Genomic DNA, 24,095 nt, shown 5'->3' on the forward strand with positions numbered 1-24,095 from the left:
AGGCGAGCCGGTCAGGGCCGAGTCCGGGATGTGGACGGGTGGGTCCACAGGCCTGCGGATCCCTGCGGATCCTCAGAGGTCACGGATAGGCGGGGTTGCCCCCGGCCCGCTCCCCCGAGAAGTGGACCTCGTCGCCCACGCCCTCTTCCTCCCCCGTCGCGCCGCCTCGCCGCCGCTCGATCAACTCCCGCACCAGTTGGACGAGTTCGGCAGGTTCGAAGGGTTTGGCGAGAAAGGCGTCGACGCCGACGTCAAGACCGGTCTCGACCTCGTACTGCGTACAGGCACTGACGATGGCGAGCGGCAGATCGTGGGTCCGGGGGTCGGCACGCAACTGGGCGGCGGTCCGCAGCCCGTCGAGCCGGGGCATCACGACGTCGAGGGTGATCACGTCGGGGCGCACCCGATGAACGACATCCAGACACTCGGCACCGTCGGCCGCGGTCACGACCTCGATACCCTCCAGTTCGAGATTGACCCTGATCAGCTGCCGGATGACCTTGTTGTCGTCCACAACAAGCACCCGACCCGACGCCCCTGGCACAACTCGAGAGTAGGTCCGGACCGGCCACCGCGTCCGGGTTTTCCCGACTTCCGCCCCCTGCGGGGGAGCACCCCCGGAAACCCGTTCCTGATCACCCCGACCGAGCTGGTAGTGTTCTACCCGTCGCCGCGAGCAACAGCTCAACGCCAGACGCCCCCGTAGCTCAGGGGATAGAGCAACGGCCTCCGGAGCCGTGTGCGCAGGTTCGAATCCTGCCGGGGGCACTCCGGATTAAGGCCCTGACCAGCGGAAACGCCGGTCAGGGCTTTTCTTGTGCATGCCAAAACGCACACGGCCTACCTCGCCGTAACCACTCGTCCCAGAAGGCGTCAACCTGCGGCTTTGCGGCTCAGGACGAACGGAATCCCAAATGTCCGATCCCGTGAAATCGCCCGCGCGGGACATATGCGGGACGGGAACGCCGAAAAGCGGAGCCGACACCGGCGGACACTTGCTATGACCTGCACGTTTTCCCGCATGCGCGTTCGGAAAACATATGGAGGAACAGGCCGTTCCACTTTCCTGGACCCCGGGGTCAGCCAGCTGTTTGAGCCCGTCCAGCTGCCCGGAGGACAACACGGCAGGCGTTCCGACAGAGTGCAGGAACCTGGAACCGAGTGCCTTACGGGCTTCAGATCCCATGGAGCGCCACGATCCTCGGCACCAGCGGCAAAGCTCCTGCTGATACGGGGCCTTTCCGCTCCCGGTGGAGACGACCGGATGCCGCTTCACAGTTCGAGCGAACCGTGAAGCGGCCAGCATCACGTCGCAGGCGGCTACTCAGAGTCCTGCCCGGTCGCCGGAGCCATGGCCCACTGCAAGCGGCAGGAAGTACTCCTCGGCCAGCTTCGCAAGGTGAAGTGGGAGCGGTCGAGAGAGGGGATGGTACTCATCGTGAAAGCGCAGCTGGTGGGCGACCGCCGCTACCACTGCGGGCCGGTCCGGAGCTATGCCGGTGCGTCCTGCGGCCGCCAGGGCCGACGCGGACAGGCAGCCGAGCACTGTGAGTTCCAGAGCTTGCGGGTTCCAGGCCGTGGCTGCAGGGCCGTGTGGCCAGTCCTTGTCGGGCACCAGCTTGCGCAGGTCGTTCCGCACCGTGCCTGCGGATGGCGGCTTGCCGACGGTACTGATGAACACCCGGCCGTCCGGGCCTGCGTCCGGTGCCGCCCACAGACCGGCGGAGAACCCCGGCGTCTCCTCATCGGTCTCGGCGGGTGCGTACCACTGGGGTGTCTCGCCACGGCTGTTAGCGTCCCGAAGCAACACCATCCGCAGGTCCCTCCCGAAGAGCGCGAGCCGGGCAGGCGGCTCACCGTGGAACTTAATCATGTCCCTGCCCAACTGGCCGTTGTTGAGGCCGGGCCAAGCCTCACGCAGATTGCCGCTGTTCGCCAGCAGTAGGGTCGGCCGGTCACGCACCTGATAGAGCAACGACCTGATCTGGCGCTCGACCTCTTCGCGCCGCTCCTCGGTGGTCGAGGCGGATGGGCCTGATCGGGTCCTCGCTGCGGCGGCATCCGCAACTGCACCATCAGTGGCTATGGTGAGGAGCAGCTGGGCGTAAGGCACCCATTCCTTGCGGACGTCGTCCCACCCTCGTACGGGGTGCACCGGATCATGTGGGCGGATCCGGAGGGCGACCAGGCGCTGTCCGGTCTTCCGGGTTGGCCCGTTGGCCTGTCGCCGGACGTGCCAGAGCGCGAGGTACTGGAGATCGTCCGCGAATACCTCGTCCAGCCGCTGATCCGGCGGGACCACGGCGCCGAGCTGGCGCATCCCGTCCGCCAGGGCGGACCGGGCGCGTAGCGCCACGGCCCCGTCGGAGTCCTCCGGTACGACGATGAACTGGCTGACCCGCCGGGCCGCGGCGCAGCCGTGCCGCAGTGCCGGCTTAGGGTCGGAGTCCTGCGCTGAGAACCGATCGGGGCCTAGTGTCTCCACAATCGCCAGCCCTACCACCCCGGTTCCGGGGCCCAACTGGGCAGCTGTTCGCGCGGCCCGCTCTTGCACGGCCTCGGCCAGTGCTTGGGCCCGTGACCGACCGGGTTTCCGGATGACCTCCAGCGGAGCACCCAGAGCCCCGAGCGGCCGGGCACGGAGCACAACATGCAGGTCTCCGTCCTGCCACTCACGGTCGTCTTCCGCTCCTCCGGAACCGGTCGGCAGTCCCAACCACTCACAGAGCGCCGCGACCAACTCGTCCCGGGTCTCCTCGGTCTGCCAGACCATGTCCACGAGCAGCGGCTGCCCGTCGAGCGCCGCACGTACCGCATCGCGCCGGGCTCGCACGCGTTGTCGGGAGCGCATCTCCTGCTTCTCCAGATCCTTCGCCTGCGAGGTGGGCAGCAGGACGGGCTTGGCCTTCCGGTGCGCGCGTTCCAGGTTGGGCACCCGACGAAGGACGGGGCGAAGGCTCTCCTCAAACCAACGGTCGAGGAGCGAACGTTCAAGTGGCATGAGTCCAGTGCCGACGCCGTGCCGACCCATCGCCGTGCTGTGCAGGATGCCTGCGGCAACTCCGTCGCGGCCCTCGATCCAGTCGACCGGTTCGGTGATCAACTCGGTCGGCTTGGGGTAGGCGCGAAGCACGTCAAGTTCGGGCAGCAGGTCGACCAGGCTATGCCGACTCCAGGCAAGCACTCCAAGGCTGCGGTCGAAGGTCAGGGAGTTGGCGGTGAGCCGTCGGCGCGAACCGGCAGCCCCAGGCCAGGGCAGTGGTGCGTCGAGCAGGGCAGTCGCACCTCGGCCCTCTGGCAGCCGTACGGGCGATCCGGTGGCCCAACGGCGGATCCCGTACGAGACATGCACCCGGAATCGCGCGGCGAACGGCACCGTCTGGAGGGTGATGGTCACCAGACCCGAGTAGTACCAGGCGCGTTTTCCTCGCGTGTACGTCCGTGGCGGCCAGCTGACCAGCTCGACTCCCTGGTCTCGGGTGACCAGCCGGAAGGAGAGGTGGACGCCGTTAAGGTGGAGAGGGCTGGCGGCGAGCCTGGCGCCGATCCACTCGGGCAGCAGGTGGTAGAGCCTCCTGTCAGGCTGTGCCGTGCCACCCGGGGAGATCTCTGCTGCGGTGAGGTCCACAGACTCGTACCGCCACTGCGGGGTGTGCTGGTCGATCAACGCCAGTGCCCGATCCAGAGCCGCCTGGTGGTCGGCCGTACGCTCGGCATCGGAGTCGGCGCCGGGCGGCAGGGTCATCACCCAGGACACCAGCAGCGGGGCGACCAACTCGGCTGGCATCTCCTCGGACGCGTAGAACCAGGGCGACTCGGCACTGTTTCCGGCTCCCCGCCCGGTGGCCACTAGGCCCGGGGCTGTGGCCCGAAGCAGGTCATTGAGCTTGCTGATCGGCAGGCCAACCGGTTGTTCCCGGCGACGCCACCGTCGCCGATAAAGGTCCATGAACTCGGTCCGCCACTCCTCAGGAAAACTCATGACGCGATATTGCTCGGCCCAGGCTCCGGCCTGCGGGTCCGGTTCGTAGGCGGTGGTGCTGATCAGGCGGTGCATGCGGTGTTCCCTTCGTCGGCGAACTGGGTGAGGCAGCGGTCAAGGGCAGCCCACATCGGCCGGTAGAGCGCCTGAACGATGTGCCGGTCGGCCGCGGGCACAAGATCGTCCGGGGTGAAGTAGGGCTTGAGCACGGCATGGATGCTGTGCAGGAGACTGGTCGTCGGGGTGTCCAGCTGACCTGGCGACTGGCCGGTGGCCAGGTTGGGCGCGAACGCGGCGTCGACGAATGCGACCCGGGTGGGCACCGCGCCGCGCACGGAGCGGCCGATCACCTGCCAGATCAGCACGAGTAGATCCCAGGTGACCTGCTTCCGGTCGTCGTCGCTCAGACGGCTCCAGGCCATGCTTCTGGCCAGTACCCGGTACCACTGAGAACGGGCCAGGTCCCTGACCTTGCGAGCGCCCAGACCCAGGGTGAGCTCGCCTCGGACCCAGTCGGCGAACTCCCCGCCGTCGATGGCACGCACGATCCAGTCGTTGATCGCGTGCACCGCGAGGCCGAGGTCGTCGGGACGCGGGTTGGGCCGAGCGAGGAAGTAGATCGAGCCGATTGCGGCGTGCCGGCGGTCGATATCGAGGATGTTGTGTCCGCGTTCCACCGCGAGCAGGGGTGCCACCAAGATCTCGGCACTGGTGTTGGCCAGCGTCTCCACATCGCCGCGGCGCAGAACGGGAGCATGGTTTTCGTCGTCGCCCGGCCAAGTGCCGGCATCGGGGTCGTCGTCGGACACCAAACGACGGACTCTGCCCCTCCAGCGCTTGTTGAGGGTGTGCAGGGTGTCCGCCACGAGCTTGGCTTCCTCATAGCTGCCGACAAGCAGGAGGATATGGCGGCGGCTCTCCGGGAGAAGCCTCAGCTCCTCCTGGAGACGGCTGATTCCGGTGTCGTCCTTACCAAGGGCAATGGCCATTCGGCGCAGGATGGCGGCTCGCTGGTCGAGCGGCTCACCGGAGAGCCGCTCTGCCTCGTTGGGTACCTGGCAATCGCAAGCCACACGGCACTGACAGTCGTCGCGGACGAACTCGAAGCGGAACTCGCTCTGTTCAGCGATCCGTTTCAGTTCCTTCGGATCCGGCTCGATGATCACGCCGATGGGTACCGGGATGTGGTAGCGACTGGAACTCCCGGCCCAGCTGCTGCCCGACATCAGCAGGACGTTGGTGCCGGGCCGACCGTCCACCGTCGGCAGGTCAGGCATCGCACGGAGCAGTTCCCGGCCGACCCCGCTACAGCGGAAGAAGCGCAACTCTCCAGTGCGCGCTCCACCGAGGTCCGGGCCTTCCATCAGGAACTGAAAGCCGATCACATTGCCCATTGGCGCCTCGGGCACCATCGGGCCGTAGTCGAGCGGTCTGCGGTACATCTCATTGAAACCCAGATTGAGTGCCGCCGCGACGCGCGGCCACATGGCGTTGATCAGAGAGAGTTTGGGCTCCAGCGCGCTGAGCAACAAAGTGAATTCGAAGCGGGTCATCAGCAGATTCAGCCACTGGTCCGGATTCTCTGGCAGGCGGTCCTTCCGCTGACGCCTGGACGTCTTGCGGCTCGTGGCACGCTGCGCAGGTTTCCGCCCCCGCTCACCATGGGCGCGGGCGCGTAGCTCCTGGTAGCGCTCCCGGCTCTCGTCGGTCGACTCCAGGAGCGGATCGAGATCGAAGAGGTCGCGGAGCACCTTCTCCAGCCGACTGCGCGTGTGCTCACGGTAGTTGGTGTGCAGAAGCTCGCTCAGCAGGCCAGTAAGTGCGTTGCCGTCCTCGGGGACCGGGCGCCGGTCGCCGAAAGGGTTCTCTCGGAAGCCGTCAAGGATCTCGGTCAGTCGGCGTCGCGACTCCCGAAGGGCACGCTCGGCGCCGGACTCCGTCGCCTCGGTCTGAGTGCCGTCGTAGTCCTCCAGCAACGGGTACCGCTCCTCCAACAGGCGGAGCTGGAGCGTCCAGGCGCTGAAGTAACCCGTCCTGACCCAATCACGCAGGCCGACATCGCTGACCAGCATGGCGACCAGACGGTCGGCAGCGGTCTGTGTGGTGTTGACAGCGGCCGACCAGTTCTCGACGTCTCGGTCCGACAGCTGGATCCGTCCTGCACCGGCCAACTCACGGATGCGATGCTGGTTGACATCGTCGAGGAAGGACCGGGTGTCGGGACCGCCGCCGATCAGCGGGATGCCTGGCGCGAACATCCGGTCGAGTTGCATCTGGACCCGGTCTGCCTCGTCGACAATCACCAGGTCGCTGCGCCGACAAGCGAGTTCGAGGTAGCGGATGCGCTCATGGTTCTGGACGTGTGGCACCGCCGAGTCGATCAGGCTGGGGGGTGTGGCGACCCAGACAGCCGCATCGACCAGTTCGCGGGCGCCGTGATGACGGGGGCAGCCCGACCAGAACGGGCAGGCCACCCGGCGCCGTACCCACAGGTCGTCCGCGTAATCGCCACGGCTGCCGGGCGGTTGCAGCCTGGTGCACGGCGCCTCGCCGAAACCCAGCAGGTCGTGGGCGAGTTGGCCATCCGTGCGCCGCAACGCGTTCAGGACGCAGGACGTGCTCAGGTACGCGAACCCAGCGTCGTCGTGGGCGAGCAGATTGCGCGCGCCACGACCGACCAGTCGCCGGTGCAGCCGTTCAGCGTGCTGTTGACGGCCCGTCGCGCCGAGCACCGGGGCGGCCGAACCCGGGACGTACGTGTTGTACAGCTGAACCAGTTTGAGCTGCTCGGCGACGTCCCCAACGACGACGGTCGTCCGATGGCCCCGCTTGGCCAGGTGCACGGCCAACACGTCTCGCAGAGTGCTCTTGCCGGCACCGACGATGCCCAGCAGATGCTGGATCCCCGCTACCTCGAAAGTGTCCGCGCATTCGAACCTCCCGGCTTGGCGTGTGAAAAGGTGAATCGCATCCAGCCGTCCGGCCCAATTCTCGGACTTCACCGAGTCCATGAACTCCGCGGTCCTCACCAGGTCGTCCCACTGGAAGGTCAGCGGCTCACCCCCGTTCGCCGGGTGCGCCGCGAGGTCATGGCCGATCGGTGGCGGAAGGGTTTGTTCGGGGAACTGGACGGTGGTCAGATGCCGACCGATCGGGAAGGCATGTCGGCCGGCCTTCGCGAACGCCAAGGGCCGTCCGGCAAACACCGGTGCCTCGCGCAGCAGCAGCTCGTAGGTCTCCCAACGGTCCGGCGCCACAGACAACGAGGAGCGCCGGACGGCCGGAAGGCCCGGATCGGCAACCTCGTAGGCACGGAGCTGGCGGTCAAGCCGCTGGTACTCCTCAAGCGCCTCGGTCCAGGCCAGACGACGGCCCCAGGTCCATAGTGTGTGCCGGGCCGTGCGGAGGGTTCGTTGCCCGGCCGCATCTACGGCTTCCCAGGCCCACGCGAACGGGTACCCGCTGAAGAGCGTCCAGGCATCCGCTGCCGGCGCGCCGACAGCAAATCGCTCCTGGAGGAGGAGACCGACCTCGATCTCACAAAGGGAGACCAACCGGGCTCTCTTCAGCTGCGGTGCGGCTTTCAACAGCCAGTCGACCACCTCACCCAGCGACTGGGCGGTGCTACGCATGATTCCTCCTCGCTCGGCCGGTCGGCTTCGGCGTGGTGAACTCGCTCGCGGACATCAGGCGCACCCGTGCGTCGGCAGGCATCGCACGGTCGAAGTCCTGCCGGTACCCGGGGCGCGCCGCAAGCTTGTCTGGGACTACGACGTCAAGAGGTCCGCCGAGCCGGGCAGCGACATCCGCTGCCCGCAGGGCGGCTGGAGCGGGCTGTTCCCTGTCGTGGACCTGAAAGGTGAGGAGTGTCCCGTCGTGGCCGACGACGCGGTGGACGCCCAGGCCCAGCGGGAGCAACTGGGCCTGCGATGCGAGACGGGAACGGACGGTATGTTCGGTGCGGCCGGGGAGCGCCAGGAAAAGCCTGAGCCCGAACGGCAGAGCCAGGGCGTGCCCGAGCTGTTGCGACGATTCGAATTCGCGGTCCCCCGGTGGACAACCGCCCTCGCACCAGGGACCGGCCCTCGTCACGGGCTTGGCAAGCAACAGACAGCTCTTGCAGCGGTGCACCAGCCCGTCGATCGGGAAGCGGTCCGGCAGGGGGCCGTAGAGGTCTTTGACCAGCTTCCAAGTCTGAGCCACAGTCGGCTGGAGCATCTCCATCGGGTCGAACCGGAAGATGACAGGCCGCTTGATGAGGAAGTCACGGCACAGGCCGAACCGCTCCACGGTGCCGCAGGTATCAGCGAGTTCAGCGAGCAGGGTCTCGGCCTCCTGCTCCAGCATGCCGCGCGGGCCATGGGAGGCCAGTTCGGCGCAGGTCAGGGTCGGCTCGCGCGCCGCGGGATCGATCAGGCGGGCATCGTCGGTGAAGAAACCGCTTGGCAATGTCATCGGCCATTCCGACAGCCCTCGTTCCCTGCACCAAGACAGCAACTCCGGCACTCCGAGGGGCACCGGTTGTCCATGCGTCAGCCCCACCAGCACCACGCGGTCCAGAGCCAGCTGGAGGCTCGCCGGGTACGGCAGCCGGAATGCCGACGACCGGTCCACTGAGGTCAGTTCGATCACACCACGGGCCACCTCCGCGAGGAGGTCAACGTCCGTCCACTCATCGCCACTCACGGGCTTGCCCCCGCTCCATCCCCCTGCGGCTGCCGTGCAGAGCACCATCTAGCCACTTCACAGGTGGCGCACTCGGGACCGGGGACGGCCTCGAAGAGCGTCTCCGCGTGCCAGCCCGAAACTTGCTCACGCAGCACCGATTCGGCAGCGGCCTGGGTCTCCGGAGCAGACGGGTCGAGGATGCGCAGATCGACGCCTCCGGGGTGCAGCAGTTCCAGTTCGACCCGTCCTCCGGCCTGCGGCCTGGGCAGCACGCCACCGCCGATGATCCGGACGCCCAGGGCCAGTTGAGGGTAGGTAGCCAGTATGTTGCGGCGCGTCCGGTCACTGGCGGAGGTCTTGGTCTCCCGCCAGACCCAGGAGCCCGCGTCCCGGTACAGCAGGTCGGGCTCCGCCAGGACCAGCAAGTCCGCCGCTGTGTCGTCGAACACCAGCCTGGGCTCAGTCTGGATCTCCGATCGCGGTTCAGCCGTACGGAGTGGGCACACTTCTGCGTGATGACGCAATAGCTCGGCCCCGAGCTGCCGCTCCTCGTCGGGAAGTCGGTAGCCCTCAGGCACCCAGTCCACCGGGATCTCGGGGGTACACGACTTATGCGGACGTCGGCCATGCCGCTCGGCGAGGAACGCGTGGACCGCCCGCCCACGCTCGACGGCTGCACTCCGCTCCACGGTGTCATCGGCTGGGATCCGAAGGCCGCGCAGATAGCTCCGGGCCGGACAACCCTGGTGCCCCCGCCCTGTGGTCGAGGACCAACTGCGTCGTGGCCGGCTCAGATCGGCTAGCCCGAGCAGCCCTTCGGCCCTTGGAAGTGCCGGGCAGACGGGCGCGGCGGTACACGCAGTGCATGCAGTACCGGGGCGGTACTCCTGGCTGTCGAGCAGTGCGCGTACGGCCGGCGCCCCGGCGGCCCGGTACAAGGCCAACGCCTCGTCCCGAGTGCCGTCGAAAATCGTGTCCGTTCGGCCGTCGGAGAGCGCGAACTGGATAACCTTGATCCGTTCGAGCCGGGGATCGAAATTCCCCTCCGCCACGACCAATGCAGCCACGGCGCGCTCCGCCGCACTGCGCTTACGAAGCCGGTTGACCGGCAGGCGTAGCTCACGCAGGCGACCGTCGCCGTGCTCTAAGCAGCGTCCCCATGCTGTGATCCGGTACTCCACAGTGCCCCGGCCGTCGCTGCTCGGGCGATGGTACCTGTATACCCAAGGGCGAGGGGTCAGTCGGAGGTTCGGATCCGCAGGGAACGCCTCCTGGTACATCCGGAGCGCATGCTCGGTCCACCGCTGTACGCCGTCGTGCAGCGGACGCCGCCGACCACCGCGGGGCGCGCTCGGCGGCGGCTCATTCACCGGCCATTCGAGTTTGTCAGCCGCGTCCATGAAGGGGCCGTTGGGGAACGGGTTCAGCATCTCGGGCTTCCAAACGGCCCGCTCGCGCGGCCGTAGTCCGCGAGCTCTGAACACATCGGACGCCGGGCATCGGTACCGCTCCGGACCGAACATGCCGAGGCGTACCTCAATGACGTCGGAATCCCCAACCAGGCCGTCAGGGGGCCAACTCGCTGCCATAATACCCTCACTTCTCTGAGCCCCGGGGCGTGTGATCGAGCCGACCGGGGGTTCCCTTCTGGCATGGAGCGGATGCATTGCTTCCTGGAACTCTTCTTGACGGCCGTTACCGGATTTTGCGAAGGCTCGGCCATGGCGGTGAGGGTGAGATCTTCGTCGCTCGGGACGAGCACCTCCGCCAGGACGTGGCGGTCAAATCGCAATTCCCCCGCACCTTCGAATCGACAACCAGCTACTCCTATTTCGGTCGGCATCTGGACGAGGAACTAGAACGACTTCGATTCATGTCGAACGTGCCAGGAATCCCGGAGGTGTTGGGGAACGGCCGCTATGGGTGGAGCAAACGCCGGTACATCGTGATGGAACTCGTCGAGGGCATCACGGTTGCGTCGTGGATCAACGAGCACCATCCCGTTCCAGCCGCTGCAGCGGTGTCGGTTGTCGCACAGCTCTGCGAGATTCTGAAAGGCGTGCACGCAGAGAGGTATGTCCACCGGGACGTCACACCGAACAACGTGATGATGCAATCCGACGGCCGGGTCCGGCTGCTGGACGTGGGCATCTCTGTCCCGGTCGGAGAGGTGAACGCCGATCCTCGCGGCACTCTCGGATACGCCGCTCCGGAGCAGTACGACCCGGCCTCAGTACTCACCCCACAGGCCGATGTCTTCTCCCTCGGTGCAATGTTGTTCGCGATGACCGTGTCAGAGTTGCCGTACAGCGGCCGGGAGAGTCCGCCCGAGGACACCGCCTCAGCCTTCCCAGAGGACTTCCGTGCCGAGATCCCCGGCACACTCTGGAGTCTCGCGCTCGCCATGGTCTCGGTCGATCCGCACGAGCGGCCGAACGGCGTGGCCGAGGTGTTGGGCTATCTACGGCCGATACTGCCCACGCCTGGCTCCGCCTCGTCCCCGAAGGCCACCCGTCCCGACCCGACGGCCCCGTACCGGCTCGGACTGTCCGGATCGTGATCCTCTCTTGAGAACTCGCTGTCACGGCAGGCACCTCAACTGCTCGACCGCAGCGTCGAGGTCGCTCTCTCCCAGTTCGCCCAGGAGGGCCTGAGCCCGCTCGATCGCCTCCTCAGCTTCCCGAGGCCGACCGGCACCGCAGAGCGCATCCGCAAGCCAGACCAGCGTCCTGGCCTCCCGACTCCCATAGGTCAGCGACTGGTAGAGGTCGCGGGCTTGCTCAAAGTCCATGACGGCGGCCTCGTACTCCGCCAGTGCCACCCGGATCCGGCCCAGGCTGAACAACACATGTGCCCGCCCGTTTACGTCATCCGTAGTGTCCAGCAGGGCCAGCGACCGCAGGCAGTGCTCCAGCCCCTCGTCGTACTGACCCAAGTCGTAGCGGGCACTTCCAATGCCGTTGAGGGCGGCCCCGCTGCCCAGGGGGTCGCCAAGTTGTTCGAAGGCAGACAAGGCGGCCATGAAATGTTCCAGCGCCTCGCTCGGTGCGCCGCTCTCGCGCAGCAGAACGCCTAGAACATAACGCCCCATGGCAACACCGGGAACGTCCACGTCGTCCTCGCTCACCCGTACCGCCCTGCGCAGTTCTTGCGTTGCCTGAGCCAGATTCCCGAGGCCCCGGTGAGTACCGCCAAGCATCCGGTGAACCATGGCCACGTCCGCAGGACTCGCCTCCCGCCTCGCGGCATCGACGGCGCTGGTCAGGTACTTGAGCGCATCCAGATTGCGGCCCGAGCGCCACTGGAAGGTCACCAGGACCATCGACAGCAGCCATGTGTAGCGGTCGAGTCCACGATCCTCGGCAAGCCCGACCGCAGCAGTCAGCGTCGAGTACTCGCTCTCGAACCAGGACATCGCATCCGCCGCGCCAGTCGGAGCCACGACCTCGACGTCCCGAGGTTCCCCAATGGGCAGTCGACGGCCAGGATCCAGCTTCCGGTCACAGACCCACGCGTTGTGCAGCAGAAAATGCAGCACTCGCTCCACCACCCGGACCCGCTCGGCTTCATCCTGCCGAGCCGCCAGTTCGCCGGCATAGACGCGGATCAGGTCATGCAGGGAGTAGCGTTCGAAGGTCGGCTCAGTCACCAGGCTCATCCGCCTCAGGTCATCCATCGCGTTACTGACGCCGACGGCATTGTCCGATTCGAGCGCCCGCAGTGCCGCCCAACTGACCGTCGGCCCCGGGTGAACCGCCAGTTGCCAAAGGAGCCTCGCCGCCGGCTCCGACAGCAGCTTGTGGGACGCTTCCAGCGACAGGCGAACACTCAAGTTCTCCGAGCCCATGTCAAGGGAACGCAGCCTGGTGCTCTCCTTTCGCAATTCACGGACCATGCCTGCGAGTGCCTGGGGAGGGCGTTGCAAGATTCGGGCGGCCATGATCCCGAGCGCCAGCGGCACCCCGCCGCAGTGCTCGACCAGGTCGTCGGCGAACGGAATGGCCATGCGCATTCGGTCTTCACCCAGCCGTGTCCTCAACAGTTCGGTCGCGTCCTGCCGACCCAGCGGAGGGAGGTCTACGAGCTCCGCTCCCTCTCGGATCGCCAGCCCATGTAACTGGCGACGGCTGGTGACGATCGCCGCACTGGCCCCGAGTCCGGGAAGCAGCAGCCGGACATGCTCCTCATCACGCGCGTTGTCCAGGATCAGCAGGACCGCACGGTCCACAAGTGCGGTCCGGTAAGCCGAGACCATGCCGTCCATCGTCGGAGTCGAGGGGCGCACTCCGAGATCGTTCAGGAACCTGGCAAGGACGGGGCCATGCCGCTCCGGCTCCCTTGGCGAGAATCCGCCGAGGTCGGCATAGAGGATCCCGTCCGGGAAGCTCTCCTCTACCTGGGCAGCCGCTCGCACAGCGAGGAAGGTCTTCCCGACACCGGGCATGCCGGTGAGCACGACGACCTTGCTCCGCCCAGCCGTATGTCCCAGCAGAGTCTTCACCACTCGGCCGATCTGAGGCTGACGGCCGATCAGTTCGACGGGCTGCGGTGGGAGCTGCCGGGGCTTCGCACGCACTGACAACAGCGAGCTGCCAGTCTCTGCTGAGCCTGCTTCTTCGGCTTCGCCGACAAGCAGCAGGTGAACAGTGGGCCGCCCAAACTGCCGCTCCCAGCGGGCGAGCAGCGACTCGATCTGGTCATGCCTGCCGAGGGCACGCAGGGCACGCACCTTGAGTTCGAGTAGCGTCTCGCTCTCCGGCCAGCGGACCAGCGCGGAGCTGGCCCGATCGAGCGCAGCAGGCGCCTTCCCGCACTCCAACTCGGCGAGGACACACGCCGCCATCGCATCCCTCAGCTCGGTGATGAGTTCGCCGCGCTTTCGTTCAAATCCTTCATCCGGCATGTCTTCCAGGGGTGTTCCCCGCCACTCGCCGAGCGCCGATCTGAGTGCCTTGAGCCGCATCGACGTGCTCTCTGCGGCATCTGCAGCGCGGCGGAATTCACGGAAGCGAAGATAGTCGACACTCAGCGGATCAGCCTGTATCTGGCAGTATCCCCGCTCGTTCCGCTGGGCGATATCTGGCAACGATTGCCGTAATTGATGAAAACACTGGCGAATTCGATTAGCATTCGCTTCCTTCCCCGGCCACAGGTAGCGCGTAACGCTAGCGTGCGAGGCACGATGACCGGGCTCCATAAGCAGAACAGCGAGGAGCTCGAGAGACTTCGCCGACTTCATCCTGACCGGCAATCCCGCCCGCAGCGCAACCACCGGTCCCAGTACTCGAAATTCCATGATCGCCAACCCTCATATCCCCGCGGCCCACGCCGCGATCGGCCACATCGGCCGGCACGAGAAAGCATGCCACGGAGCATCGGACACCCATTAACGTTCGACTAACGCACGCCGCTTGGCGATTGCTCGACCGATCTGCCACGCTGCAATCACCCCACCCCACTCATTCCGACGGATCGCCGGAATACCTCGGGGTGTGTGCAGCAGGGCACGACGACACTCGAATCCGGAAAGGTGCCCTAAGGGCACAAACCCGACCACTAGGTAACGAAACGTAGGGAGAAACCCATGAAGTCCATACAGCGAAAGCACGTCCAGCGTGGCACCAGCCGCCCCTCATCCAGGCGAAGGGTCAAGGCAACGGTGCCACCTCGCCGCCGTCGGAGGCCCCGCCCGACGCCGCAGCCCGCTCCCGAGCCGACCTCGGTTGCACGGCGCGGTCGGCTTTGGAAGCCGGTCCGTCCTACAGCTCAACGGGCCTACGAGGTCGAACTGTTCACCGAAATCGACTAGGTAAACACCAGGTCAGGGGCCTGATTCACGACGGGTGGTCAGGCCCTTGACTGGGCATGGGGCGCCCTGCTCCTCCAACTCTGCGGGTGAGTCGAATGCGTTGACATCCCACGGCCCGAAGGCACGAAGCACTTCGCTACCGGCGGCGACATCCGAGATGCCACCCGAAGCGGGCTTACCCGTACTCGCGCAACAGCCTTTCGATGCGCTGGCTGGCGATCGCTTGCCGTCCATACAGGCACTTGGCGTAGCAGGTCATGAGGACCTCAACGCTGTTGCCTGCGCGTTCGGCAACCTCGGCGGGATCGACGCCAGCGTTGAGCCAGGTGGACAAAGCCGAGTGCCGCAGGTCATAAGGACGGCCTGCCAGCAGCGAGCGCACCAGGTCCGGCGAGAGGGCAAGTTCACGGGCCTCGTGCCAGACGCGATCGTAGGCACTGGACCCGACGATGCCGTCGCGCTCGTTGAAGAACAGCCGCCCGTCGTCCGCGGTGCCGAAGGTGTCTATGCTCTCCCGCCAGAGCGACACCAGCTCGGGCGGCAACGGTACGGGCCGAGTGTCGTCGGCTGGACGGCTCTTGAGACCGCGCTCGTCATGGGCTCTTCCGGTGTCGGTCCACCGCCTGCCCGCCTGCGGCAGGGTGCGGTGCAGGGTCACCTGGCCCCAGCCCTCGGCAGGCAGCACACAGTTGGGCAAAGTCACCGCTACCGCTTCGGCGGGCCGAAGCCCGGCGTAGTACATCCCGGCGAACAGCCCGACCAGCCGCCGTCCGCGCGCCCGCCGGAAACCGCCGACGTAGGAGACCGCGCACAGCAGGGAACGCGCCTGACTGGGGTTGGCGACCACCCGCGGGTCGACTTGGTCAGCAGTCTCAGCCACGCTCCACTTGATGGGAGCAAGCGGGTCGGCGGGCAATCTGTGCTGCTCGACGGCATACCGCACGGCGTTGACCATGACCTTGTGCTTGTGCCGCTGCGTCTCGGCCGCTGCGACCGCGCCATCCTTCTTGAGCCGCAGGGCTGTCAGCACGGACCGCATCACGGCCGGATCCATCAGATCGGCCAGCGGGCGTGAGGCTCCAGCCACCCAGCGCAGAGCCAACCGGACATCAGCCGGCATCTCACGCGGCTCCGGCCGCGGGAAGACGAACGCCCAGCCCCGCATCGCCCGTCGCAGCAGCTCATCGCTCGGACGGCCCCGCACGTCCCGGAGCATCGCCTGGGTGATAGCACACAGTGCGTCGTTGATCTCGTCCCGGGTCTTCGCCGCGATCAGGGGCCACCTCATCTCCATGTACTCCAGAGCAAAGGCGTACCAGCTGACCCCGGCCGCGCGCCCTTGCGGCGAACCATGACTGGTCCCCACAGGCGGCTTATCCGCAGAGCCTGGCCGAACAACGCGGAGGAGCGCGGCACCAAGGTCATCGGTCAGCGCCCTGACGTCCGTAGCACCCCCTGAGCGTCGGCCAGCCACGGCCCTCCGGCCTCGCCTCCTCCCGGGGACGCCGCGCGCCTGAGATTTCGAGTTCCTCATGACGTCCACCACCTTTCTGTTCAGGTGAACGTCCTGGATGCCCACATCAAGCCTCAGCAGCAACGACGGCGCTGCGGTCCCCTCTGCGCACCCCCAGACAAGGATGGAGCCATCCGCAGCGAGCGACTCTACGGTTCCCTGCGCCAGCTCCACTCGACCAGGGAGGATCAGAGGTAGGATAGCTAGCATGAGTGGTCGTACCGGCAAATACTCGATCACCATGCCCCGCGACATCGCCGAAGCCGCCAAGGCCCGCAGCGGCCCTTCAGGTCTGTCTGCCTACGTCGCCGCCGCCGTCGCGCGCCAGATCGAGCGGGACAATCTCAACGAGCTCATCCAGGTCGCCGAGGCCGAGCACGGGCCCATCACCGACGAAGAGATCCAGGCCCTACGCGACCAGCTCCACCAGGCCCGCCAGCAGCCAACGCAAGGCGGGGCGAACACCGCATGACCCGCTCCTCCGCCGCTACCCCCGGCGGCACCCTGGTCCTCGATAGCGAAGGGCCGGCCAAGGCCGTCCTTCGCGACCGCACCGTCACCGGCTGGCTCGCCCTCGCTCGCGCCGACGACCTGCGGGTGATCACTTCCGCGGCCACCCTCGTGGAAGTGGTCCACCCCCGGATCAACCGCCCGGCCCTGGAGTGGGCCCTCTCCCGCCTCGTCATCGAACCGGTCACCGAGCCCATTGCCCGTCACGCCGCCGCCCTCCTCGCCGACGCCGGCCTGCACGGCCACAAGTACGCCATCGACGCCATGCTCAGCGCCACGGCACTGGCCGCCCCCGGCCCCGTCACCATCCTCACCTCGGACCCCGAGGTCCTGACCGCGCTATGCGGCGGACGGGCCACCGTGATCAAAGTTTGATCCTGCCCGCAGAAGACCCGTCTCACTTCAGCTTCCCGTTGTACACATTTTTTGTGTACCTTTATCGCATGGAGACCATCCCGCTCGGAGAGCTGAACCACCATCCGTCGAAAGTCACAGCGAGGGTTCGCGCAGGTGAGACGCTCGTCGTCACTGAGCACGGCAAGCCTGTCATCCGCATGTCCCCCGCCGAAGAGCCCACATCGGCCCTGGACCAGCTGATTGCGACCGGCCAGGTGCGTCGCGCGGTGAATCCAGGCACACTGCCCGAGCTGATCGGCGATCTGGCCGAGCTGCCTTCGCTGTCGGATGCGCTGATCGCCGAGCGCGACCGGGAGCGCACGCGTTGAGCCTCTACTACATGGACACCTGCGCTCTGCTGAAGTTCGTACAGCAGGAGGCAGAGACGCAGGCGCTTCGCAGCTGGCGGGCAGGACTGGGCATCGACGGTCGTCTCGTGACCTCCCAGCTGGCCGGGGTTGAGATCGCGCGCACGTTCCGGCGAGCTGGTGTCGATCGGCAGCGAGTGCCGTTCCTGGTCGGCAATACGCTCACCGGGATAGACCAGATCATCCTCGGTGACGACGTTCTGGCCCGCGCTGCCGGTTTCGAGGTGCAAAGACTCGGCACTCTGGACGCCATTCACCTGGCAACAGCCGTCCCTCTGCACCGAGAGCTGGACGGTTTCGTCACCTACGACAAGGAGCTGGCGGACGCTGTCGCAGCACTCGGACTGCCGCATCTTGCACCTGCATGATGGAGCCGGAGCAACTCGCTCGCCCAACGGACCCGTCAAGCCCCTCCCTCAGGAGGGCCTGCCCAACACGGGGCGCGGCCGGCCGAAGCAGCCAGCCGAAGAATGACTACAGACCGTCGGGGCGCACCGTGACTCAACGGACAGGATCCGTCTGTTCGGCGGCACCACCGCGGCCGACGGGCACCAGGTGACAACTAAGACAAGACAGAAAAGCAGGGCATTTCACTTTCGCGGGACATGCGCGGGACGACGAGCCTGACAGTTAGTCAGTCAAGCCGCTGACCTGCTAAAACGCCTGGGAACTGCCCGGCCTCCGGAGCCGTGTGCGCAGGTTCGAATCCTGCCGGGGGCACTCGCCGGTCAGCCAGCAAGAATCATGCTCTGACCAGTGCGAATGCCGACATGAAAGGGCGGGAGTCAGTCTCACTGACTCCCGCCCTTTTTCACTGTCTCTCAGCGTCCACGCACCATCTGCGATACACGCGACACACTCACGTGTGGACGCCACGCCGCGACGGAAGAACGGCGTTGTTACTTGGGTGCCAGCACTACACCGTTTCTTCCGTGACGCCCCATCCTCCCATTGGGCCCATCGTCCCCATCGTCCCCGCCTCTCCCGGCCCGCCCGTCCGTCCCGTTTCTGCCCGGCGGACCGGCGGGGCCGGGCGGACCGGGGGGACCGGAGCGGCCTGGCGGACCGGAAGGGCCCACCTCGACGCCGTGCGTCTGGAGCTGGACGTTCCGTGCCCACATATCGTCGATCTGCATTTGATGGGTGACGAGCGCGGTCGACTGTGCGACAAGCGCGATGATCAGGGCGGCACCAAGCCCGAGGGGGCGCCACTTAAGCAGTTTCTCTTTTACGTTTCTCACGTCGTCCCTCACGCTACGTGACGGAAAGGTTTAAATGGAAAGGAGTGGACAGAGGCTGTCCTCCTCGTCGCGCGCCTGCCCCAGAACGGCCCCGGACGCCGCGAGCTTGTCGATCACCGCACGGAGGCAGTGAAGCCCGTCATCGAGGCGAAGCGCGAGCGAGGATGAGCGCCGCCCAAGGCCCCGAGGCGGCACTAGAGGCTGCTCGACCGATGGCCACCCCGCGGAAGTTGATGGAGGAAGGGCGACTCGCACCACTAGCGCACCAGATCCCGCGGGGACGTTGGAAAGGTAGGGACCAGGGGGCCCGCAGACGCGTTCCCGACACGCGGCATACGCGCTCGTCCGCGGAGTACCGGGCTGGTATCGCGATTCGTCGTGTATGGCCGGCCGCAACCGCAAGTATCCCCGTCCGGTTATACGCTGGTTGAACATCCAGCGTGGCGGAGGAAATGCCCGAGAGAGCCCCGTCCTTGACGTCCCCATGGTGACCGCGGGGATCAGCTGTGCAGGGTGACGGTGACGGTAGGCCTTGGAGTGGCAACAGCGTCCTTGCCGTCCTTGCCGTCCTTGCCATCCTTGCCAGGTCTCCCCTCCTGCCCGTTCCTGCCCTCCTGCCCGTTCCTCCCATCCTGCCCGTTTCTTCCTGGCGGGCCGGCAGGGCCAGCCGGACCCGACGGGCCTGGCGGGCCGGAGGGGCCGGCTACGACGCTTTGCGTCTCGAGGTCGACGTGCTGCGTCCGCAGATTGTCGATCTGCGAGTCCTGGGCGATGAGCACAGCCGACTGCACGACGAGCGTGGTGATAAGCACCGCACGGAGCACAAGGGGGCGTGGGGGCCCATACATACGCATACGCAGCATTTCATTTGTCTTTCTCACGTCATCTCTCACGCTGTGTGACGGCGAAAGTGTAAAAGGCCAGGCGTCGGAGAAGGTGAACCTCCTCATCGCGTGTCCGTTCCGGGACGACCCCTATTTAGAAGCCAATTCAGTTGGCGTGATCTTGCGGCAGTCTGAGGTGATGACTGCTGCGCTTGTCGCACGGCTGGCGCCGGAAGACCTGTGGGAGTTGTTCCAGCGGGTGGTCTCGCCGGCTCCGGAACGCCCGCAGGGCGGTGGACATCGTCGGCGAGGGGACCGTGAGGTGCTGGCCGCGATCATCTTCGTCGCGACCTCGGGCTGCACCTGGAACCAACTGCCGCCGGGCTTCGGGCTGTCGGGGGTAACCGCCTTCCGCCGGTTCACCGAGTGGACCGAGGCCCGTGTGTGGGCCAAACTCCACCGCCTGGTCCTGGACGAACTCGGTTCCCGAGGTGGTCTGGACTGGTCGCGTTGCGCGATCGACTCGGTCAGCGTCCGGGCCCTCAAAGGGGGCAGCTGACGGGACCGAATCCGACCGACCGCGGCAAGAAGGGTCAAAAATCCACCTCATCATGGACCGCCGTGGGCTGCCTCTGTCGATCGGCATCTCCGCGGCGAACCTCCACGACAGCCAGGCCCTGATCCCGCTGGTCCGCGGCATCCCGCCCATCCGCTCACGCCGCGGCCCACGACGCCGCAGGCCCGGCAAACTGCACGGGGACAAGGGATACGACTACCGGCACCTGCGGCGCCGACTGTCCTCCCGCGGCATCCGGCACCGCCTCGCCCGCAAGGGCATCGAGTCGTCCCGGCGCCTGGGCCGGCACCGCTGGGTCGTAGAGCGGACGGCGTCCTGGCTGTCCGGCTGCCAGCGCCTCCACCGCCGCTACGAGCGGAAGCCGGAACACTTCCTCGCCTTCACCGCCATCGCCGCGACCCTCATATGCCACCGCCGACTCACCAACTGAAATGACGTCTAAAGACCCCGCCGCCAGCTAGTCGGCTGAGTGCGGGGTCTTTTTGTATGCGCAGGCGGATGCGGCTCGATGCAACCCCATGACAGTGATCACGCAATGACAACGCAATGATCTTGACGGGCCTTGTGACAGGTCAGCACCGCTTTCTGGGAGCCCGGACTGGAGCTCACGTCAGAGCACGCAGCGCAGGCACATCTCCCTTCCAGCTCCACGAAGCCGCCGGGAGGATTCAAGGTAGGATACGTAGCATGAGCGAGCCTACCGGCAAATACTCGATCACCATGCCGCGCGACATCGCCGAAGCAGCCAAAGCCCGCAGCGGTCCCTCCGGACTGTCCGCTTACGTCGCCGCGGCCGTTGCCCGTCAGATCGAGCGGGACAACCTCAACGAACTCATCACGGTCGCGGAGGCCGAACACGGCCCCGTCACCGACGAAGAGATCCAGGCCCTGCGCGACCAACTCCACGAAGCCCGAGAGCAACAGACCCAAGGCGGGGCGAGCGCCGCGTGACCCCGTCCCCCGCCATCCCTGGCGGCACCCTGGTTCTCGACAGCGAAGGGCTGACCAAGGCCGTACTGCGCGACCGTACGGTCACCGGCTGGCTCGCCCTCGCCCGCGCCGACGACCTGCGGGTGATCACTTCCGCGGCCACCCTCGTGGAAGTGATCCACCCGCGGATCAACCGCCCGGCCCTGGAATGGACCCTGTCCCGCCTCGTCATCGAGCCGGTCACCGAGCCCATCGCCCGTCACGCCGCCACCCTCCTCGCCGACGCCGGCCTGCACGGCCACAAGTACGCCGTCGACGCCATACTCGGCGCCACAGCCCTCGCCGCCCCCGGTCCGGCGACGGTCCTCACCTCAGACCCCGAGGATCTCACCGCCCTGTGCGGCTCTCGCATCACCGTCATCAAAGTCTGACGCCGGCAACCGAGAGCGGTGCGCGCCCGACAAACGGCCTCCGATGCCTTTCCAGCCGTGGGCCGGGTCTCCGCCAACTCGATCCGGCCCCAATCTGACGCCGGAAGGGTTACGCCCGGGCGATCTCCTGGAGTTCCCCGCCGGTGGCGACGCTTTCTCGATCCACCGAACGGCCGTGGCAATCTGCTCCGGCCGCTCCCGGCCCCGTCGAGGAACCGGCAGGACGTACGAACGCAGCGCCCGCCGGAGCGCGTCCGGGGCAGGCCGCCCCCGCGTCGGTTTGACCAGGACGGGAACGACACTCGCCAACGCGTCCGCCATGCTGTTCCGCCGCTTGGCCGAGGCCGCCGGATCGAGGAACGACAAGGCACCTCACCGGGTTGGAGGCAGAGGGTTCGGCCTGCTGAGGCCCTGTGGCACGTACCCTTCATAGGGTCTATGGCGTCATACAGCGGGCGCCGAACCTCTGGAGGCAACACCTCGTGCTGATCGCTCAGCGTCCGTCCCTGACCGAAGAGGTCGTCGACGAGTTCCGTTCCCGGTTCGTGATCGAGCCGCTGGAGCCGGGCTTCGGCTACACCCTCGGCAACTCCCTTCGCCGTACCCTCCTGTCCTCGATCCCCGGCGCGGCTGTCACGTCGATCCGGATCGACGGCGTGCTGCACGAGTTCACCACCGTGCCGGGCGTCAAGGAGGACGTCACCGACCTGATCCTCAACATCAAGCAGCTCGTCGTGAGCAGCGAGCACGACGAGCCGGTCGTGATGTACCTGCGCAAGCAGGGTCCGGGTCTGGTCACCGCCGCCGACATCGCGCCGCCGGCCGGTGTCGAGGTGCACAACCCCGACCTCGTCCTGGCCACGCTCAACGGCAAGGGCAAGCTGGAGATGGAGCTGACGGTCGAGCGTGGCCGCGGTTACGTCTCCGCCGTGCAGAACAAGCAGGTGGGCCAGGAGATCGGCCGTATCCCGGTCGACTCCATCTACTCGCCGGTGCTGAAGGTCACGTACAAGGTCGAGGCGACCCGTGTCGAGCAGCGCACCGACTTCGACAAGCTGATCGTCGACGTCGAGACCAAGCAGGCGATGCGTCCGCGTGACGCCATGGCCTCCGCCGGCAAGACCCTGGTCGAGCTGTTCGGTCTCGCCCGTGAGCTGAACATCGACGCCGAGGGCATCGACATGGGCCCGACCCCCACGGACGCCGCCCTCGCCGCCGACATGGCACTGCCGATCGAGGAGCTGGAGCTCACGGTCCGCTCCTACAACTGCCTCAAGCGCGAGGGCGTCCACTCGGTGGGCGAACTGATCGCGCGCTCCGAGGCGGACCTCCTGGACATCCGCAACTTCGGTGCGAAGTCCATCGACGAGGTCAAGGAAAAGCTCGCCGGCATGGGCCTCGGCCTCAAGGACAGCCCGCCCGGATTCAACCCGATCGCCGCCGCCGACGCCTTCGGCGCCGACGACGCGGACGCGGGCTTCGTGGAGACCGAGCAGTACTGAACGCTGCGCTCCGCCGGCCTTGGAGACACTTCGCGGACAGGGACAGGAGAACCTCAACACTGTTCCCTGCCCGAAGTGAGGCCTCGGCCGGGCCGGGCCCGCGCACATCCCTGGCGATGGCAGCCGGCAGCAGCGCGGCGCGGCTCCGGTGTCTCACATACGGACCGTGACTTGGCCGGTCGGCGGGCGTCGGCTTCCGGTCTGCCCGCTGCGGCCGTCACCCCGGCCGGTCCGACGCAAGCGACCCGAAGCCGGGTTCCCTGCAGTGGGGGCAGCGCAGGACGGCTCGGGATCACTCTCCGGGGCCGTCGGGATCGGCCGTCGGCTTGTGCCAGTCGGCCAGGATCCCGTCGTCGATGCGTTCGAGTACCGTGGCGCCGAAGAGCGCGACCGCCATGCGCACCGTGCGGGGGTCGTACGCCTTCGACGCCGGACGCGTCGCCGGATTCAGGTCCGCGAACCGTTCACGCGCCAGGTGGAGCAGCAGCTCCCCGTTGGCGGTTCTGGCGGGCAGCCTCCGCGGGAGGATCGAGTCGCTCGAATTCGACGCCGCCCCCAGCGTGAACGCGCCGATGAGCAGCGCCAGCACGGCTCGGATCCAGGCATGGTCGAGGAGCAGTACGGTCACCGCCGGCACCGCCAGCGCCGCGGCAGCCGTCGACCACCGACCCCGGTGCCGCTGCCCGCCGCTGGGAAGGAGTTCTCCCGGCTGCCGCGCATAGCCTTCGCTGATCAACCGCGCCTCCGCCGCACGCGCGAGGCCCACGGGATCCGGCAGGGCCCACAAGTAGTGGCCCCGCCGGCCGACGGAGTGGGCCCGGCCCGGTGCCGCCGCGGTCCACAGCTCGCGTTCGAACTCGTCGGCGTCCTCGGGCAACCGGCCGCGGGCGACCCAACGCTGGGGCCCGGGCCCGTCGGGCGGCAAGCGGTGGAGCACGCCATCGGCCACCAGTCTGGCCACTGCCCCCTGCTTCGCCGACCTAGAGCCCGAGCCGCTCAGACAGCCCAACTCCACCGGACCGAGTCGTTCCACGGTGTCCGGCTCGACGAACGCGCTGCGGCGGTCTTCGGCCACGAACGCTTCCAGCCGGGCGTCTTCGGCATTCGCGCGCCCGATGCCGTCGACCGCCATGGCCGTCAACGCGATCACCAGACAGCCGACGAGTATGAGCCAGTCCGTCATGCGGGTCAGTATCCCCGGCCCGCTGCTTGCCCAGTCCGCTCGCACACAACGAGCCACCATCAATGCCCATGACCGCGTAGGCCGCGCGCGGCGGTGCCTGCTTCGGCACGGCGTCGGCGCTGGGCCTGCCGGGCGGGACACGCTCGCCGGTCCCGTTCGCC

18 protein-coding genes and 1 tRNA gene are annotated in these 24,095 nt (G+C 67.1%); 11 read left to right on the top strand and 8 right to left on the bottom strand.

What is annotated here, in order from left to right; translation table 11 throughout:
• Positions 1–79: 79 nt before the first annotated feature.
• Positions 80–544 carry a response regulator gene (locus tag SSP29_RS54865; RefSeq protein ID WP_245882998.1) on the bottom strand — a complete coding sequence of 155 codons (465 nt, stop codon included), beginning with the start codon at positions 542–544 and terminating at the stop codon, positions 80–82.
• Between the two features lie 152 nt (positions 545–696).
• Here SSP29_RS54865 and SSP29_RS02450 point away from each other — a divergent pair.
• Positions 697–768: transfer RNA gene (locus SSP29_RS02450), tRNA-Arg, on the top strand.
• 556 nt (positions 769–1,324) lie between these two features.
• Here SSP29_RS02450 and SSP29_RS02455 read toward each other — a convergent pair.
• Genes SSP29_RS02455 through SSP29_RS02470 form a run of 4 tightly spaced genes read right to left on the bottom strand, consistent with a single transcriptional unit; the run spans position 1,325 to position 10,317 of the window.
• Positions 1,325–4,057, bottom strand: a complete 2,733-nt coding sequence (locus SSP29_RS02455) for a pPIWI_RE module domain-containing protein (RefSeq protein WP_089098772.1) — start codon at positions 4,055–4,057, stop codon at positions 1,325–1,327.
• The gene (locus tag SSP29_RS02460) at positions 4,045–7,614 is read right to left on the bottom strand and encodes a pPIWI_RE_Z domain-containing protein (protein ID WP_150133415.1); all 3,570 of its coding nucleotides are present in this window, start codon (positions 7,612–7,614) and stop codon (positions 4,045–4,047) included. Before SSP29_RS02460 ends, SSP29_RS02455 begins: the two co-directional genes overlap by 13 nt.
• Entirely contained in the window at positions 7,607–8,716 is a 1,110-nt protein-coding gene (locus tag SSP29_RS02465) for a pPIWI_RE_Y domain-containing protein (protein ID WP_275539743.1), read from the bottom strand. Before SSP29_RS02465 ends, SSP29_RS02460 begins: the two co-directional genes overlap by 8 nt.
• Positions 8,665–10,317: a PD-(D/E)XK nuclease family protein gene (locus SSP29_RS02470; RefSeq protein WP_150133416.1), complete on the bottom strand. Its 1,653-nt coding sequence runs from the start codon at positions 10,315–10,317 to the stop codon at positions 8,665–8,667. The genes SSP29_RS02465 and SSP29_RS02470 overlap by 52 nt, the downstream gene beginning before the upstream one ends.
• Between SSP29_RS02470 and SSP29_RS02475 the strand changes: the two genes are divergently transcribed.
• The gene (locus SSP29_RS02475) at positions 10,317–11,210 is read left to right on the top strand and encodes a serine/threonine-protein kinase (protein WP_089098775.1); all 894 of its coding nucleotides are present in this window, start codon (positions 10,317–10,319) and stop codon (positions 11,208–11,210) included. The two genes, SSP29_RS02470 and SSP29_RS02475, sit on opposite strands and share 1 nt — an antisense overlap.
• A gap of 21 nt (positions 11,211–11,231) precedes the next feature.
• Here SSP29_RS02475 and SSP29_RS02480 read toward each other — a convergent pair whose 3' ends face one another.
• Positions 11,232–13,946: an AfsR/SARP family transcriptional regulator gene (locus SSP29_RS02480; RefSeq protein ID WP_089098776.1), complete on the bottom strand. Its 2,715-nt coding sequence runs from the start codon at positions 13,944–13,946 to the stop codon at positions 11,232–11,234.
• 688 nt (positions 13,947–14,634) lie between these two features.
• Entirely contained in the window at positions 14,635–15,747 is a 1,113-nt protein-coding gene (locus tag SSP29_RS02485) for a tyrosine-type recombinase/integrase (protein WP_245882999.1), read from the bottom strand.
• 433 nt (positions 15,748–16,180) lie between these two features.
• On the opposite strand from SSP29_RS02485, the gene SSP29_RS02490 reads away from it, so the two are divergent.
• The 9 genes from SSP29_RS02490 to SSP29_RS02540 all read left to right on the top strand — a co-directional run bounded on the left by SSP29_RS02490 (position 16,181) and on the right by SSP29_RS02540 (position 22,751).
• Positions 16,181–16,444, top strand: a complete 264-nt coding sequence (locus SSP29_RS02490) for a CopG family transcriptional regulator (RefSeq protein ID WP_089098777.1) — start codon at positions 16,181–16,183, stop codon at positions 16,442–16,444.
• Positions 16,441–16,857 (top strand): PIN domain-containing protein, encoded by a 417-nt coding sequence (locus SSP29_RS02495; RefSeq protein WP_089098778.1) that lies wholly within the window; start codon positions 16,441–16,443, stop codon positions 16,855–16,857. Before SSP29_RS02490 ends, SSP29_RS02495 begins: the two co-directional genes overlap by 4 nt.
• A 68-nt stretch (positions 16,858–16,925) precedes the next feature.
• Positions 16,926–17,207, top strand: coding sequence for a type II toxin-antitoxin system Phd/YefM family antitoxin (locus SSP29_RS02500; protein WP_089099771.1), 282 nt, complete (start codon positions 16,926–16,928; stop codon positions 17,205–17,207).
• Positions 17,204–17,614 carry a type II toxin-antitoxin system VapC family toxin gene (locus SSP29_RS02505; RefSeq protein WP_089098779.1) on the top strand — a complete coding sequence of 137 codons (411 nt, stop codon included), beginning with the start codon at positions 17,204–17,206 and terminating at the stop codon, positions 17,612–17,614. Before SSP29_RS02500 ends, SSP29_RS02505 begins: the two co-directional genes overlap by 4 nt.
• 1,809 nt (positions 17,615–19,423) lie before the next feature.
• Positions 19,424–19,870, top strand: a complete 447-nt coding sequence (locus tag SSP29_RS59525; protein ID WP_245883000.1) for a transposase — start codon at positions 19,424–19,426, stop codon at positions 19,868–19,870.
• Complete coding sequence (locus SSP29_RS59530) at positions 19,803–20,318, top strand: IS5 family transposase (protein WP_245883001.1); 516 nt, start codon at positions 19,803–19,805, stop codon at positions 20,316–20,318. Before SSP29_RS59525 ends, SSP29_RS59530 begins: the two co-directional genes overlap by 68 nt.
• Positions 20,319–20,575: 257 nt before the next feature.
• The gene (locus SSP29_RS02525) at positions 20,576–20,839 is read left to right on the top strand and encodes a CopG family transcriptional regulator (protein WP_089098781.1); all 264 of its coding nucleotides are present in this window, start codon (positions 20,576–20,578) and stop codon (positions 20,837–20,839) included.
• Positions 20,836–21,249 (top strand): type II toxin-antitoxin system VapC family toxin, encoded by a 414-nt coding sequence (locus SSP29_RS02530; protein WP_089098782.1) that lies wholly within the window; start codon positions 20,836–20,838, stop codon positions 21,247–21,249. The genes SSP29_RS02525 and SSP29_RS02530 overlap by 4 nt, the downstream gene beginning before the upstream one ends.
• Positions 21,250–21,731: 482 nt before the next feature.
• A complete protein-coding gene (locus tag SSP29_RS02540) occupies positions 21,732–22,751 on the top strand; it encodes a DNA-directed RNA polymerase subunit alpha (RefSeq protein ID WP_089098783.1) in 1,020 nt (339 codons plus the stop codon).
• Positions 22,752–23,043: 292 nt separating this feature from the next.
• Here the strand turns inward: SSP29_RS02540 and SSP29_RS02545 are convergent, their stop codons facing one another.
• Entirely contained in the window at positions 23,044–23,934 is an 891-nt protein-coding gene (locus SSP29_RS02545; RefSeq protein WP_089098784.1) for a DUF2207 domain-containing protein, read from the bottom strand.
• Positions 23,935–24,095: the final 161 nt, after the last annotated feature.

The sequence above is a fragment of the Streptomyces hyaluromycini genome (genome assembly GCF_002217755.1).
Classification (GTDB): Bacteria; Actinomycetota; Actinomycetes; order Streptomycetales; family Streptomycetaceae; genus Streptomyces; species Streptomyces hyaluromycini.

Coding starts and splice junctions, on each gene's coding strand:
- SSP29_RS02545 (WP_089098784.1), bottom strand. CDS start 23,934: ATGACGGACTGGCTCATACTCGTCGGCTGTCTGGTGATCGCGTTGACG.
- SSP29_RS02485 (WP_245882999.1), bottom strand. CDS start 15,747: ATGAGGTGGCCCCTGATCGCGGCGAAGACCCGGGACGAGATCAACGAC.
- SSP29_RS02480 (WP_089098776.1), bottom strand. CDS start 13,946: ATGGAATTTCGAGTACTGGGACCGGTGGTTGCGCTGCGGGCGGGATTG.
- SSP29_RS02465 (WP_275539743.1), bottom strand. CDS start 8,716: ATGGTGCTCTGCACGGCAGCCGCAGGGGGATGGAGCGGGGGCAAGCCC.
- SSP29_RS02525 (WP_089098781.1), top strand. CDS start 20,576: ATGAGCGAGCCTACCGGCAAATACTCGATCACCATGCCGCGCGACATC.
- SSP29_RS02455 (WP_089098772.1), bottom strand. CDS start 4,057: ATGCACCGCCTGATCAGCACCACCGCCTACGAACCGGACCCGCAGGCC.
- SSP29_RS02470 (WP_150133416.1), bottom strand. CDS start 10,317: ATGCATCCGCTCCATGCCAGAAGGGAACCCCCGGTCGGCTCGATCACA.
- SSP29_RS02500 (WP_089099771.1), top strand. CDS start 16,926: ATGGAGACCATCCCGCTCGGAGAGCTGAACCACCATCCGTCGAAAGTC.
- SSP29_RS02495 (WP_089098778.1), top strand. CDS start 16,441: ATGACCCGCTCCTCCGCCGCTACCCCCGGCGGCACCCTGGTCCTCGAT.
- SSP29_RS02490 (WP_089098777.1), top strand. CDS start 16,181: ATGAGTGGTCGTACCGGCAAATACTCGATCACCATGCCCCGCGACATC.
- SSP29_RS02460 (WP_150133415.1), bottom strand. CDS start 7,614: ATGCGTAGCACCGCCCAGTCGCTGGGTGAGGTGGTCGACTGGCTGTTG.